The sequence below is a fragment of the Luteimonas suaedae genome (genome assembly GCF_008312895.1).
Taxonomy (GTDB): Bacteria; Pseudomonadota; Gammaproteobacteria; order Xanthomonadales; family Xanthomonadaceae; genus Luteimonas; species Luteimonas suaedae.
In genome coordinates this window covers 233,760-247,131 of record NZ_VSSP01000004.1, presented here as the reverse complement: position 1 = coordinate 247,131, position 13,372 = coordinate 233,760, and the positions used below count along the sequence as shown (strand labels likewise).

General features: G+C 69.4%; 8 protein-coding genes and 1 pseudogene. 8 read left to right on the top strand and 1 reads right to left on the bottom strand.

Annotated elements, in window-relative coordinates; all coding sequences use genetic code 11:
• Window positions 1-4: 4 nt before the first annotated feature.
• From nirB to FXO19_RS08815, 7 genes and pseudogenes are all read left to right on the top strand, one after another.
• Window positions 5-2,425 (top strand): nitrite reductase large subunit NirB, encoded by a 2,421-nt coding sequence (nirB, locus tag FXO19_RS08845; RefSeq protein ID WP_255516360.1) that lies wholly within the window; start codon window positions 5-7, stop codon window positions 2,423-2,425.
• A gap of 1 nt (window position 2,426) precedes the next feature.
• Window positions 2,427-2,756 (top strand): annotated as a pseudogene (gene nirD, locus FXO19_RS08840) (nitrite reductase small subunit NirD); the annotation flags it as partial.
• 119 nt (window positions 2,757-2,875) lie between these two features.
• A complete protein-coding gene (locus tag FXO19_RS08835; RefSeq protein ID WP_149194708.1) occupies window positions 2,876-5,632 on the top strand; it encodes a nitrate reductase in 2,757 nt (918 codons plus the stop codon).
• A 39-nt stretch (window positions 5,633-5,671) separates the two neighbouring features.
• Window positions 5,672-6,463, top strand: coding sequence for a uroporphyrinogen-III C-methyltransferase (cobA, locus tag FXO19_RS08830; RefSeq protein ID WP_149194707.1), 792 nt, complete (start codon window positions 5,672-5,674; stop codon window positions 6,461-6,463).
• Window positions 6,464-6,560: 97 nt separating this feature from the next.
• Window positions 6,561-7,490: a phosphoribosylaminoimidazolesuccinocarboxamide synthase gene (locus tag FXO19_RS08825; protein ID WP_149194706.1), complete on the top strand. Its 930-nt coding sequence runs from the start codon at window positions 6,561-6,563 to the stop codon at window positions 7,488-7,490.
• A gap of 261 nt (window positions 7,491-7,751) precedes the next feature.
• Window positions 7,752-8,240, top strand: a complete 489-nt coding sequence (locus FXO19_RS08820; RefSeq protein WP_149194705.1) for an Mpo1 family 2-hydroxy fatty acid dioxygenase — start codon at window positions 7,752-7,754, stop codon at window positions 8,238-8,240.
• A gap of 4 nt (window positions 8,241-8,244) precedes the next feature.
• Complete coding sequence (locus FXO19_RS08815) at window positions 8,245-9,159, top strand: DMT family transporter (protein ID WP_149194704.1); 915 nt, start codon at window positions 8,245-8,247, stop codon at window positions 9,157-9,159.
• A 147-nt stretch (window positions 9,160-9,306) separates the two neighbouring features.
• On the opposite strand, the gene FXO19_RS08810 is transcribed toward FXO19_RS08815, so the two are convergent.
• Complete coding sequence (locus FXO19_RS08810; RefSeq protein ID WP_149194703.1) at window positions 9,307-10,182, bottom strand: NAD-dependent epimerase/dehydratase family protein; 876 nt, start codon at window positions 10,180-10,182, stop codon at window positions 9,307-9,309.
• Window positions 10,183-10,558: 376 nt separating this feature from the next.
• On the opposite strand from FXO19_RS08810, the gene FXO19_RS08805 reads away from it, so the two are divergent.
• A complete protein-coding gene (locus FXO19_RS08805; RefSeq protein ID WP_149194702.1) occupies window positions 10,559-13,363 on the top strand; it encodes a monovalent cation/H+ antiporter subunit A in 2,805 nt (934 codons plus the stop codon).
• The last annotated feature ends 9 nt before the right edge of the window (window positions 13,364-13,372 follow it).

Below are 13,372 nucleotides of genomic sequence, written 5' to 3'. Positions count from 1 at the left end.
CGGCATGGCGGGCATCCGCACGCTGGAAGAACTGCTGAAGCTGGCGCCGGACATGTACGACATCACCGTGTTCGGCGCCGAGCCGCATCCCAACTACAACCGCATCCTGCTGTCGCCGGTGCTGGCCGGCGAACAGGACTTCGACGACATCGTGCTCAACCCGCTGGACTGGTACGCCGAACACGGCATCCACCTGCACCTGGGCAAGGAAGTGGTGAAGATCGATCGCGTGCAGCGGCGGGTGATCGCGGCCGACGGCACCGAGGCCGAGTACGACCGCCTGCTGCTGGCCACCGGCTCGTTGCCGATCATCCTGCCGGTACCCGGCAAGGACCTGAAGGGCGTCATCGGCTATCGCGACCTGCACGACACCCGCACCATGATCGAGACCGCCAAGGTGAAACGGCATGCGGTGGTGATCGGTGGCGGCCTGCTGGGACTGGAAGCGGCCAACGGCCTGAAGCTGCGCGGCATGGACGTGACCGTGGTGCATCTGGCCGGTTGGCTGCTGGAGCGCCAGCTGGATCCGGTGGCCGGGCAGCTGCTGGAGAAATCGCTCAGCGATCGCGGCCTGAAGTTCCGCCTCAATACCTCCACCACCGAGCTGCTGGGCAACGAACACGGCGAAGTGACGGCGGTGAAGTTCTCCGACGGCAGCGAGGTGCCGGCCGACCTGGTGGTGATGGCGGCCGGCATCCGCCCCAACACGCAGCTGGCGCAGGCAGCGGGCATCCATTGCACCCGCGGCATCGTGGTCAGCGACACGCTGCAGACCTACGATCCGCGCGTGTACGCGGTCGGCGAATGCGCCAGCCATCGCGGCATCGCCTACGGCCTGGTCGCGCCGCTGTTCGAACAGGCGCGGATCTGCGCCAACCACCTGGCCTGCTACGGCATCGGCATCTACGGCGGCTCGGTAGCGTCGACCAAGCTGAAGGTCACCGGCATCGACCTGTTCTCCGCCGGCGACTTCATGGGCGGCGACGGCAGCGAGGAGATCGTACTGTCGGACCCGGCCGGCGGCGTCTACAAGAAACTGGTGATCAAGGACGACAAGCTGATCGGCGCCTGCCTGTACGGCGATACCGGCGACGGCGGCTGGTACTTCAAGCTGCTCAAGGACGGCAGCCGGGTCGAGGACTGCCGCGACCAGCTGATGTTCGGCGAGAAAGCGCTCGGCGATGCCGGCACCGCCGGCCAGGACCGCGCCGCCGCGATGGGCGACGGCGACGAGGTCTGCGGCTGCAACGGCGTGTGCAAGGGCACGATCGTCAAGGCGATCAACGAGCAGGGCCTGTCCACCGTCGACGACGTCAGGAAGCACACCAAGGCCTCGAGTTCCTGCGGCTCGTGCACCGGCCTGGTCGAGCAGATCCTGATGAACTGCCTGGGCTCCAACTTCCAGGAAACGCCCAAGACCAAGGCAGTCTGCGGCTGCACCGACCACGGCCACGGCGAGGTGCGGCAGGCGATCCGTGAGCACAAGCTGCTCACCCACGCAGCGGTGTACGCCTTCCTGGAATGGCGCAGCCCCAACGGCTGCGCCACCTGCCGGCCGGCGATCAACTACTACCTGATCTCGACCTGGCCGCGGGAAGCGGTGGACGATCCGCAGTCGCGCTTCATCAACGAGCGCGCCCACGCCAACATTCAGAAGGACGGCACGTTCTCGGTGATCCCGCAGATGAAGGGCGGCGTGACCAATGCCGGCGAGCTGCGCCGCATCGCCGATGTCGCCGACAAGTACGCGGTGCCGATGGTCAAGGTGACCGGCGGCCAGCGCATCGACCTGCTGGGGGTGAAGAAGGAAGACCTGGTCGATGTCTGGAAGGATCTCGGCATGAAGTCCGGGCATGCCTACGGCAAGTCGATCCGCACGGTGAAGACCTGCGTCGGCAGCGAGTTCTGCCGCTTCGGCACGCAGAACAGCACGCAGATGGGCATCGAGCTGGAAACCATGCTCGCCAACATGTGGAGCCCGCACAAGGTCAAGCTGGCAGTGTCCGGCTGCCCGCGCAACTGCGCCGAGTCCGGCATCAAGGACGTCGGCATCATCGCGGTGGATTCGGGCTGGGAAATTCACATCGGCGGCAACGGCGGCATCAAGACCGAGGTGGCCAGGTTCCTGGTCAAGGTGAAGACCGCCGACGAGGTGAAGGAAACCACCGGCGCCTTCCTGCAGCTGTACCGCGAGGAGGCGTATTACCTCGATCGCACCGTGCACTACATCGCGCGCGTGGGCATGGACTACATCCATCGGCGCGTGATCGAGGACGCCGACAACCGCCGCGCCCTGTACGAGCGGCTGCTGTTCGCGCTGGAAGGCCTGCCCGATCCGTGGGCAGCGCGCATCGCCGGCGAGAAGCCGCGCGAGTACCAGCCGCTGCGCCTGGACAAGCGCATTCCCGTCGAAGTGGAGGGCTGAGATGAGCGCCGTCGTCGAACCAGCCACCTGGGTGCGCATCTGCCGGCTGGAGGACATCCCGGCGCTCGGCGCGCGGGTGCTGGCGCGTGCGGGCCGGGACGATATCGCCCTGTTCCGCACCGCCACCGACCAGGTGTTTGCGGTGCTGGACCGTTGCCCGCACAAGGGCGGACCGTTGTCGCAGGGCATCGTCGCCGGTGAAACGGTGACCTGCCCGCTGCACGGCTGGAACATCGGCCTGGCGACCGGCGAAGCCTGCGCGCCGGACGTGGGCTGCGCGCGGACGTTTCCCGCGCGTGTGGAAGCGGGCGAAATCTGGTTGTCGCTGGAGGAGCAACCACACGACGATTGTAGGAGCGGCTTCAGCCGCGACCGGCAACCTACTGAGCGCCCGGAGTCCGTGGTCGCGGCTGAAGCCGCTCCTACAACGGCCGAACGGGACCGCGACTGATGGACGGCACGCCGACGCATCGGACCCGAACGCGCTCGGTCTGCTGCTACTGCGGCGTCGGTTGCGGCGTCCTGGTCGACGCCGAGCACCATGCGGCCGGCAGCCGTATCGTCGGCGTCGAAGGCGACCCGGAACACCCCGCCAACTATGGACGCCTGTGCAGCAAGGGCCGCAATCTTCCGCAGACCTGCGCCGACGCGACCGGTCGCCTGACGCGTCCGGAACTGCGGCGCCTGCGCCATGCGCCGCGGCAACCCGTCGACTGGGCGGTGGCGCTGGACACGGTGGCCGACCGGCTGGCCGGCATCGTCCAACAGCACGGCCCGGATGCGGTGGCGTTCTACGTGTCCGGACAGCTGCTGACCGAGGACTACTACGTCTTCAACAAGCTGGCCAAGGGACTAATCGGCACCAACAACATCGACACCAATTCGCGCCTGTGCATGTCCAGCGCGGTGACCGGCTACAAGCTCGCGCTGGGCGCCGACGGCCCGCCCACCTGCTACGAGGACCTGGAACTGGCCAAGACGGTGCTGTTCGCCGGCAGCAATCTGGCCTACGCGCATCCGGTGCTGCTGCGCCGGCTGGAAGAGGCGCGCGAACGTGATCCGGCCGTGCGCTGGATCGTGGTCGATCCGCGCCGCACCGACACCGCGGCGATGGCCGATCTGCACCTGGCGATTCAGCCGGGCACCGACGTGGCGCTGTTCAACGGCATGCTGCACCACCTGGTCTGGGAAGACCTGATCGACCAGACATTCATCGCCCGCCACACCGAAGGCTTCGCCGAGCTCAAGCAGCTGCTGCGCGACTACACGCCGCGCATGGCCGCCGACCTGTGCGGCGTTCCCGTCACCGACCTGATCCAGGCGGCCGAATGGTTCGGCCGCAGTCCGGCGGCGCTGTCGCTGTACTGCATGGGCCTGAACCAGTCCGCGCACGGCACCGACAAGAACCTCGCGCTGATCCATCTGCACCTGGCCACCGGCCAGATCGGCAAGCCCGGTGCCGGCCCGTTTTCGCTGACCGGCCAGCCCAACGCGATGGGCGGGCGCGAGGTCGGCGGCATGGCCACCATGCTGGCGGCGCACCGCGAGATCGGCGATGCGCAGCACCGCGCCGAGGTGGAGCAGCTGTGGGGCCTACCGGCACAGACGCTGTCGCCCACGCCGGGCCTGTCGGCGGTGCCGCTGTTCGAAGCGCTGCACAGCGGCAAGGTCAAGGCGGTATGGATCGCCTGCACCAATCCCGTGCACTCGATGCCCGACATCGGCCGGGTGCGCGAGGCCCTGCAGCAGGCCGAGTACGTGATCGTGCAGGAAGCCTTCCGCAACACCGACACCGTGCCCTATGCCGACGTGCTGTTACCGGCCGCCACCTGGGGCGAGAAGGAAGGCACGGTGACCAATTCCGAGCGGCGCATCTCGCGGGTGCGGCAGGCGGTGCCCGCGCCCGGGCAGGCGCGGCCGGACTGGTGGATCGTCAATGAAATTGCGCGCCGCATCGAGGCGCGGCTGGCGCCGCCCGGTGTCGCACCGATGTTCGAGTTCAAGGCACCCACCGAAATCTTCGATGAGCACCGCCGCCTGACCGTCGGCCGCGACCTGGATATCGGCGGGCTCGACTATGCACGCCTGGAAGCGGACGGGCCGCAGCAATGGCCATTTCCCGCGGGCGGCGAAGGCCAGGCGCGCCGCTACGGCGACGGCGTGTTCGCCACGGCCAACGGCAAGGCGCGCTTCCACGTCACGCCTTATCGCCCGGTGGCGGAGCCGACCTCCGCGCGCTTTCCGCTGCGCCTGCTGACCGGCCGCCTGCGCGACCAGTGGCATGGCATGACCCGCACCGGCCGCGTGCCCGGGTTGCTCGCGCATAGTCCGGAACCGGGCCTGCGCATGCAGCCGGCGGACGCCGCGCGACGCGGCCTGGCCACCGGCGCCCTGGTGCGCGTGATCAGCAAGCGCGGCGAACTGGTGCTGCCGCTGGAGCTGTCGGACGAGGTGAACTCCGGCACCGTATTCGCGGCGATGCACTGGAGCGGGCAGTTCCTCTCCAGCGGCGGCATCAACGAAGTCAGCCAGCCGGCGGTGGACGCGCGTTCGCTGCAGCCGGAACTCAAGCACGCTGCCGTGCGCGTGGAGAAGGCCGAGTTCGGCTGGCACCTGCTGGCGGCCAGGCGCGGCGATGCGCTGGCGTTGCAGGCCGCGGTACAGCCGCTGCTGAAGGCCTGCGGTTTCGCCGCAATCGGGCTGCATGCCGACGCCGATGCGCCGGACGGCCCTGCGTGGCTGGTGTTGCGCGCCGCGGCCGAATCCGCGCCATCGGAACAATGGCTGGACACGCTGGTCGAAGCGCTGCGCCTGGCGCCCGGTCGCGACACGCTGGAATACCGCGATGCGCGACGCGGCCTGCTCAAGCGCGTCGGCTGGCGCGGAGAGGCGGCCGACAGCCGCATCGACGGGCTGCTGCTGACCGATGCGCGACGCGATCCCGCCAGCGAATCCCTGCTGGAGATCGCCTTGTCCGCGCGCGCATGGAACGGGCCGCGACTGGCGGTGTTCGCGCACTCCGGGGACGGCGCCGTCCGCGACGCGGTGGTCTGCACCTGCATGCAGGTGAAGGCATCGGCGATCCGCACACAGGTGACCCAGGGCGCCGGGGTCACCGAACTCAAGCAGCGCCTGGGCTGCGGCACGGTCTGCGGATCGTGCCTGCCGCAACTGGCGCAACTCTGCCGTCAGCCCCTGCGGGCGTGACGGCGGTAACAGCACGTCGACGCAGACAACGGAGCCGCCATGCATCGCCAATCCCCCGCTCCTCCACGCCGCGACCGCAGCGAGGTCGTGCTGTTGTCGGCCGGTCCCGGCGATCTGGAACTGCTCACGATCAAGGCCGCCAAAGCGCTGGCCGCGGCCGAAGTCCTGCTGCTGGACGACCTGGTCAATCCGTCCATCGTGGAACTGGCGCCGTCGGCGCGGGTGATCCGGGTCGGCAAGCGCGGCGGCTGCCGCTCCACGCCGCAGGCGTTCATCTGCCGGCTGATGCGACGCTATGCGCTGCAGGGGCTGCGGGTGGTGCGGGCGAAGGGCGGCGACGCGCTGCTGTTCGGCCGCGCCGGCGAGGAAATCGCTTTCCTGCGCCAGGCCGGCATCGCGGTGCGGATCGTCAACGGCATCAGCGCCGGATTCGCCGCCGCGGCCAGCCTGGGCGTGTCGCTGACCCATCGCGAGCATTGCCATGGCGTCACCTTCGTCACCGCGCACACCCGGGACGATGGCGAACCGGACTGGGCGGCGCTGGCCGCCACCGGCACCACGCTGGCGATCTACATGGGCATGCGCCGGATCGCTTCGATCGCGGCCGCGCTCCTGCCGCATCTGCCGGCGGCGACGCCGGTCGCCGTGGTGCAGGCGGCCAGCCAGCCCGGCGAGAAACCGCTTTTGACCACCCTGGCGTGCCTGCGCGACGATGCGCACGCGCTGGGCCTGGGCAGTCCCGGGGTGATCCTGATCGGCGACGCCATCGGCGAGGCGGCCGCGCCGGCCGTCCAGGCCATGCTGCGCAGCCAGGCATCGGCACATGCCTGACGCGCTCCTGCACCGCCGTCCCGCCAGCACGCAACGGCATGCATCCGGACCGGAAACCGCACTACACTGCCCGGCCCGCTTCCATCTGGGTGCTTCCTTGGCCACGACCCTGCTCGATGCCGACCTGCCCGGCCTGACCCTGCGCCACCGCGGCAAGGTGCGCGACGTCTTCGACCTCGGAGACGAACAGCTGCCGGACGAGGTGCCCAGCGCCGACGGCCATCTGCTGATCGTCGCCACCGACCGCCTTTCGGCGTTCGACGTGGTGCTGCCCGACCCGATCCCCGGCAAGGGCGAGATGCTGTGCCGGATCAGCAATTTCTGGTTCGGGAAGACCGCGCACCTGATGCCCAACCACCTGACCGGCATCGACGTCGCCGCGGTGCTGCCGCCCGGCGTGGATCCGGCACTGTACGCACAGCGCTCGGTGGTGGCGAAAAAACTGCGCCCGGTCCCGGTGGAGGCGATCGCGCGCGGTTACCTGATCGGCAGCGGCTGGAAGGACTATCAGCGCACCGGCTGCGTCAGCGGTATCCGCCTGCCCGACGGCCTGCGCCAGGCGGAGCGGCTTGCCGAACCGATCTTCACCCCGTCGACCAAGGCCGCGGTCGGCGAGCACGACGAGAACATCGATTTCGACACCGCGGTGCGCCGGATCGGCGCCGACCTGGCCGAGCAGATCCGCGACGCCACCCTGCGCCTGTACCACTTCGCCGCCGAGTACGCGGCGGCGCGCGGCATCCTGCTGGCCGATACCAAGTTCGAGTTCGGCACCGATGTGGACGGCCGGCTGTACGTGATGGACGAGATGCTCACGCCGGACTCCTCGCGCTACTGGCCGGCAGATGACTACCAGGTCGGCAGCAGCCCGCCGAGCTATGACAAGCAGATCGTGCGCGATTACCTGGAGACGCTGGACTGGGACAAGACCGCGCCCGGGCCGCATCTGCCGGTGGAAGTCGTCGAACGCACCCGCGCCCGCTACGCCGAGGCGCTGCAGCGGCTGGCGGACATCGAGATCGACTAACGAGGCCGCAATGCCTTGCCCGCCGTAGGAGCGCGCCATGCGCGCGATGCCGCGGGTGCCGGCAGGATCCGGTGGAGGCCACGATTCCGGAATTCGCCGGCGGCGAAATGCCCGCGGCATCGCGCGCATGGCGCGCTCCTACGGATGAAGGGCCGGCGAAGAGGTGCGCCACGGCGCGCCGTCTCGACGCCGCCGCGCCGGCGATCGCGATATGCTCGGCCAGCGGGATTGCCGCTGCCGGCAACCGACCTGGAGGCCATCATGACCGCGACCGCAGAGCACACCGGACGCCCGATCGACCGCTGGTTCGCCAGCTACTCGGGCGATCACCAGAACGACACCAACCAGGCCATCCACGTGTTCGCGGTGCCGGCGATCCTGTGGAGCGTGATCGCGCTGCTGTGGTGCATTCCGACCAGCGGCGCGTTCTTCCGCCCCGGCATCTGGGCCGGCCTGGCGATGTTCGCCTCGTGGCTGTTCTATTACCGCGCCTCGCGCCCGCTCGGGCTCGGCATGCTGGTCGTCTACCTGCTGTTGGGCACGCTGACATGGTGGCTGTACCAGGTGCTCGGCACGCGCGGACTGCTGGTCCTGGCGATCGCAGTGTTCGTGGTCGCCTGGATCGCGCAGTTCATCGGCCACAAGATCGAAGGCAAGAAGCCGAGTTTCCTCACCGATCTGGTCTACCTGCTGATCGGCCCCGCCTGGGTGCTGTCCAAGCTCTATCGCAGACTGGGCTGGCGCTGGTGAGGGCGTGAGCGCCGGCGCGCGTGGACTCGGCGGGCGCGACTTCACGCTGGTCCTGCTGATCTGCCTGTTCTGGGCGGTCAATTTCCTGATTTCCGCCTACGCGCTGCGGGAGATTCCGCCGTTCCTGTTCACCGGCGTGCGCATGGCGTTCCTGGCCGCGTTGCTGGTGTGGTTCGTCAAGCCGCCGCCGCGCGCACAATGGCCGTTGCTGGCGGCGGTGGCGCTGGTCAACGGCGTGCTGCATTTCGGCACCAGCTTCCTGGCGCTGCGCATGGCCGGCAACCTGTCGTCGCCGGCGATCGTGATGCAGAGCTACGTGCCGATGGCGGCGCTGCTGGCGTGGTGGCTGCTCGGCGAGCGCTTCGCCTGGCGCACCGGCCTCGCGATCGCGCTGAGTTTCGCCGGCGTGCTGGTGCTGGGATTCGATCCGATGGTGCTGGCGGTACCGTCGGCGCTCGCGGTGATGCTGGTGTCGTCGCTGCTGCTGGCGCTCGGGACGGTGCTCATGCGCAAGCTGCGCGGCATCGACATGATCAGCCAGCAGGGTTGGACCGCGATCATCGGCCTGCTGCCGCTGCTGGCGATCAGCGCGGTGTTCGAACCCGGCAGCTTCGCCCAGCTGCGCGCGGCCAGCTGGATCGGCTGGGGTGGCGCGCTGTATTCGGCGGTGTTCGCATCGCTGCTCGGCCATGGCGTGTTCTACCTGCTGGTGCAGCGGCACCCGGTGGCGCAGGTCACGCCTTACCTGCTGATCACGCCGGTGATCGCAGTGGTGCTGGGGATCGTGTTCTGGGGCGACCGGCCCGGACCGGCGCTGTGGATCGGCGGCGCCATGATCCTGGGCGGCGTACTGACCATTGCTCTGCGCACGCTGCGCAAGGCACGCACGCCGGTGAACGACGCCAGTCCGGCGGCGTAGCGCAAGAACGTAGGAGCGCGCCATGCGCGCGATACCGCGGGTGCCGGCAGGATCCGGTGGATGCCGCGATTCCGGACCGGCAGGTGCGCCGGCCATCGGAATTCGCGGGCGGCGAGATACCCGCGGTATCGCGCGCATGGCGCGCTCCTACGAAGGTGGCGGCGCAAACATGCCGGCGGTCGGCGCGAACGCGCGCGGAGCATAGTCGAGGTCGCGGCGCGCGGGCTCCGCATCGAACACCAGGTCCTCGCGCATGCGCATGACGGCGCCGGCTGGCAGGCCGCGCAGGCGGCCGGTGGCGTGCGCGACCGACAGCGCGAGCCGGAACAGCGGGGACGGCAGTTCGATCAGCCGCGGCGGCGGCGTCAATGCCGCCAGGGTGCGCGCGACCATGTCGCGGTACGGCAGGGTTTCCCCTCCCGGCAAGGCATAGCCTCGGTCCGCGCTGACGGGGTGATCGAACGCAGCCAGCGCGGCGGCGGCCAGGTCATCGACGTGCACCGGCTGGCGCAGGCCGCAGGCGTTGCGCGGCAGCAGGAAGAACCCCGTGCGCACGGCAAGCGCGGCGATTCGGGTCAGGTTGTGGTCGCGGCCGGCGCCGTAGATCAGTGTCGGCCGCAGCAGCGTGGCCCGTGCGCCGCGCATTGCGGCGGCCTCGAAGATCCGCGCCTCCGCCTCGCGCAGGCGTTGCGCCAGCGCGCGCTCGTCGGGATCGGCGGCGGCGTGCTTGGTTGCCATGCTGGTCGAACCGAACGCGATCACGCGCGGGCAGTCGATGTGCGTCTGCGCATACCACAGCGAGAACAGGTCCAGCGGACCACAGCTGAAGATGGCGTCGCAGGCGTCCGGCAGCGCCGGCAGCGCCGCGAACTCCCCGCGCAGCCAGTGCAGGCTGGCGGCGTCGGCCGGCGGCGTGCGCGAGAGCGCGACGACCTCCCAGCCCGACGCGCGCAGCCGCGCGATCAGCGCCACGCCGATCTGGCCGCTGCCGCCGAACACCAGGGCGCGCCGCGCCGCACTCATGACGCGAAACCCGCCGGGTGCGGCTGCGGGGATTGCCGGGACATGGCGGGCCGGACGGGCATCGCGCAAGCATAGGCGATGCGGCGGGATCGGGAATGGGGAATCGAAAGAGCCCGGTGTCCTGACCTCGTCATCCCAGCGCAAGCTGGGATCCATTTGCTGTGACCCCGCTGCTCAAAGGCAACAGCAAGATCAAGATGGATCCCAGCTTGCGCTGGGATGACGAGCAAGAGCAGTCAAGCTCTTGCTATTCCCGACTCCCCATTCCCGATTTCCAATTCCCGGCAAGGCCGGAACCGGCCGCGCATGGCCGCCTGCTAGAATCGCGTTCCTCTGCGCACCCCCGCGGCGCAGCCGACGCCCAGAAAGGAGACCGATGCTCGAACTCTTGCTGGCCCTGCCCTTCGTGCTGGCACTGGTGGTCGCGGTCCTGCGCGACGTGCCGCGCGCGGTGACCGCATGGCTGGCCGCGTCGGCGCCGCTGCTCGGGCTGGTGGTCCTGGCGTGGCTGACGCCGGCGGTGATGGCCGGCGAGATCCCGCAGGTCAGCTACGACTGGATCCCGCAGGCGGGCCTGCTGTTCGACCTGCGCCTGGACGGGCTCGCATGGATGTTCGCCGGGCTGATCCTCGGGATCGGCGTGCTGATCGTGATGTACGCGCGCTACTACCTCAGCAGCAACGACTGCGCGCCGCGCTTCTTCGCCTACCTGCTGCTGTTCATGGGCGCGATGCTGGGCATGGTGCTGGCCGGCAACCTGCTGCTGCTGGTGGTGTTCTGGGAGCTGACCTCGATCAGTTCGTTCCTGCTGATCGGCTACTGGACCCAGCGCAAGGACGCCCGCGAAGGCGCGCGCATGGCGCTGGCGATCACCGGCGGCGGCGGGCTGGCGCTGCTCGGCGGCGTGCTGCTGCTGGGGCAGATCACTGGCAGCTTCCAGCTCGACGTGGTGCTGGCCTCGGGCGATGCGATCCGTGCCCATCCGCTGTACGCGCCGATGCTCGGCCTGGTGCTGCTGGGCATCTTCAGCAAGAGCGCGCAGTTCCCGCTGCACTTCTGGCTGCCGCAGGCGATGGCGGCGCCGACGCCGGTCTCGGCCTACCTGCATTCGGCGACGATGGTCAAGGCCGGGGTGTTCCTGCTGGCGCGGCTGCATCCGGCACTGGCCGGCACCGACCTGTTCTTCTACACGGTCAGTTGCGTCGGCGCGGCAACGCTGCTGGTCGGCGCCTGGAACGCGATCTTCCAACACGACCTCAAGGGCCTGCTGGCGTACTCGACCATTTCGCACCTGGGCCTGATCACGCTGCTGTTCGGCCTGTCGACGCCGATGGCGGTGGTCGCCGGCGTATTCCACATCCTCAACCACGCGGTGTTCAAGGCGTCGCTGTTCATGGCCGCCGGCATCATCGACCACGAGGCCGGCACCCGCGACATGCGCCGCCTCGGCGGACTGCGCAGGCTGATGCCCTTCACCAGTGCGCTGGCGATCATCGCCTCGCTGGCGATGGCCGGCATCCCGCTGCTCAACGGGTTCCTTTCGAAGGAAATGTTCTTCGCCGAGGCGCTGGAGATCAGCGGCCACGACGCGATGCGCCTCGGACTGTCGCTCGTGGCGTTCCTGGCCGGCGTGTTCGGCGTCGCCTACAGCCTGCGCTTCGTGCACGACACCTTCTTCGGCGACGGCCCGCGCGCGGTCGATCGTGAGATCCACGAGCCGCCGCGCTGGATGAAGATCCCGGTCGAGATCCTGGTGGTGATCTGCCTGGCGGTGGGCATCGTGCCGGCGTGGACGATCGCGCCGGTGCTGGCGACCGCAGCGCGCGGCGTACTCGGCAACGCACTGCCCGCGTACAGCCTGTCGGTCTGGCACGGGTTCAACCTGCCGCTGCTGATGAGCATCGGCAGCATGGTGTTCGGCGTGGCGCTGTACTTCGGCCTGCGCCGGCTGTTCAACCTCCACGCGATCATCCGGCGTTCGCTCGGACACCGGCTGTTCCGGGTCAACGTCAAGGCGCTGCTGATGCTGGCCTGGCGCTTCACCTACGCCATCGCCAACGGCAGCCTGCAGCGTTACCTGCTGCTGATGGTGCTGGCCACACTGGTGCTGGCGGCGGCGCCGTTCGCGGCCGGGCTGCTGTCCGGCACCTCGGGCGCATCGCCGCTGCAGGGCAGCGCCGGCGGCCAGCCGATGCCGGCGCTGGGCTGGCTGCTGTGGCTGGTGATGGCGGTGGCGGCGATCGCCACCGTGGCAATGCACCGGCAGCGCCTGCTGGCACTGATCATGATCGGCGCAGTCGGCCTGGCGGTGAGCCTGGTGTTCGTGTTCCTGTCGGCGCCGGACCTGGCGTTGACGCAGCTGCTGGTGGAGATGGTGACCATCGCGCTGATGCTGCTGGCGCTGAACTACCTGCCGAAGACGTCGCCGCACGGGCGCTCGGCGCTGCGGCGCTGGCGCGACATCGCGATCGCCGCGGCGGCCGGGCTCGGTGTCACGACGCTGGTATATGCGGTGATCACCCGCCCCACGCAGACGATCGCCGGCGAGCTACTGGCGCGTTCGCTGCCGGAGGCCTGGGGCAGCAACGTGGTCAACGTGATCCTGGTCGATTTCCGCGGCTTCGATACGCTGGGCGAGATCACCGTGTTCGGCATCGCCGGCCTGGTGGTGCACGCACTGCTGCGGCGCACGCGGCTGACGGTGGACGAGACGATCCCGGGCGGTCCGATGGCGCTGCCGATGCCGGCGCAGCTCAGCCACCTGCTGTTCCCGCTGGCGCTGGCGGTGTCGGTGTACCTGTTCCTGCGCGGACACAACCAGCCCGGCGGCGGCTTCATCGCCGGCCTGGTCCTGGCGATCCCGCTGCTGCTGCAGTACGTGATCCAGGGCTCGGCGTACGTGCAGCAACGACTGGGGTTCGACTATGCGCGCTGCATCGGCGTCGGCCTGCTGGCGGCGGTGGGCACCGGCGTCGCGTCGATGCTGTTCGACGTGCCGTTCCTCACCAGCGGCCATGCCGACCCGCACCTGCCGCTGATCGGCGAAATGCCGCTGGCCAGCGCGCTGGGCTTCGACGTCGGCGTGTACCTGGTGGTGTTCGGCGGCGCGATGCTGATCCTGTCGATGATGGGCGCGGTGAAATCCAAGGACGCCTCGCCGGCGCAAGGGAACGCAGCCTGATGACGTACC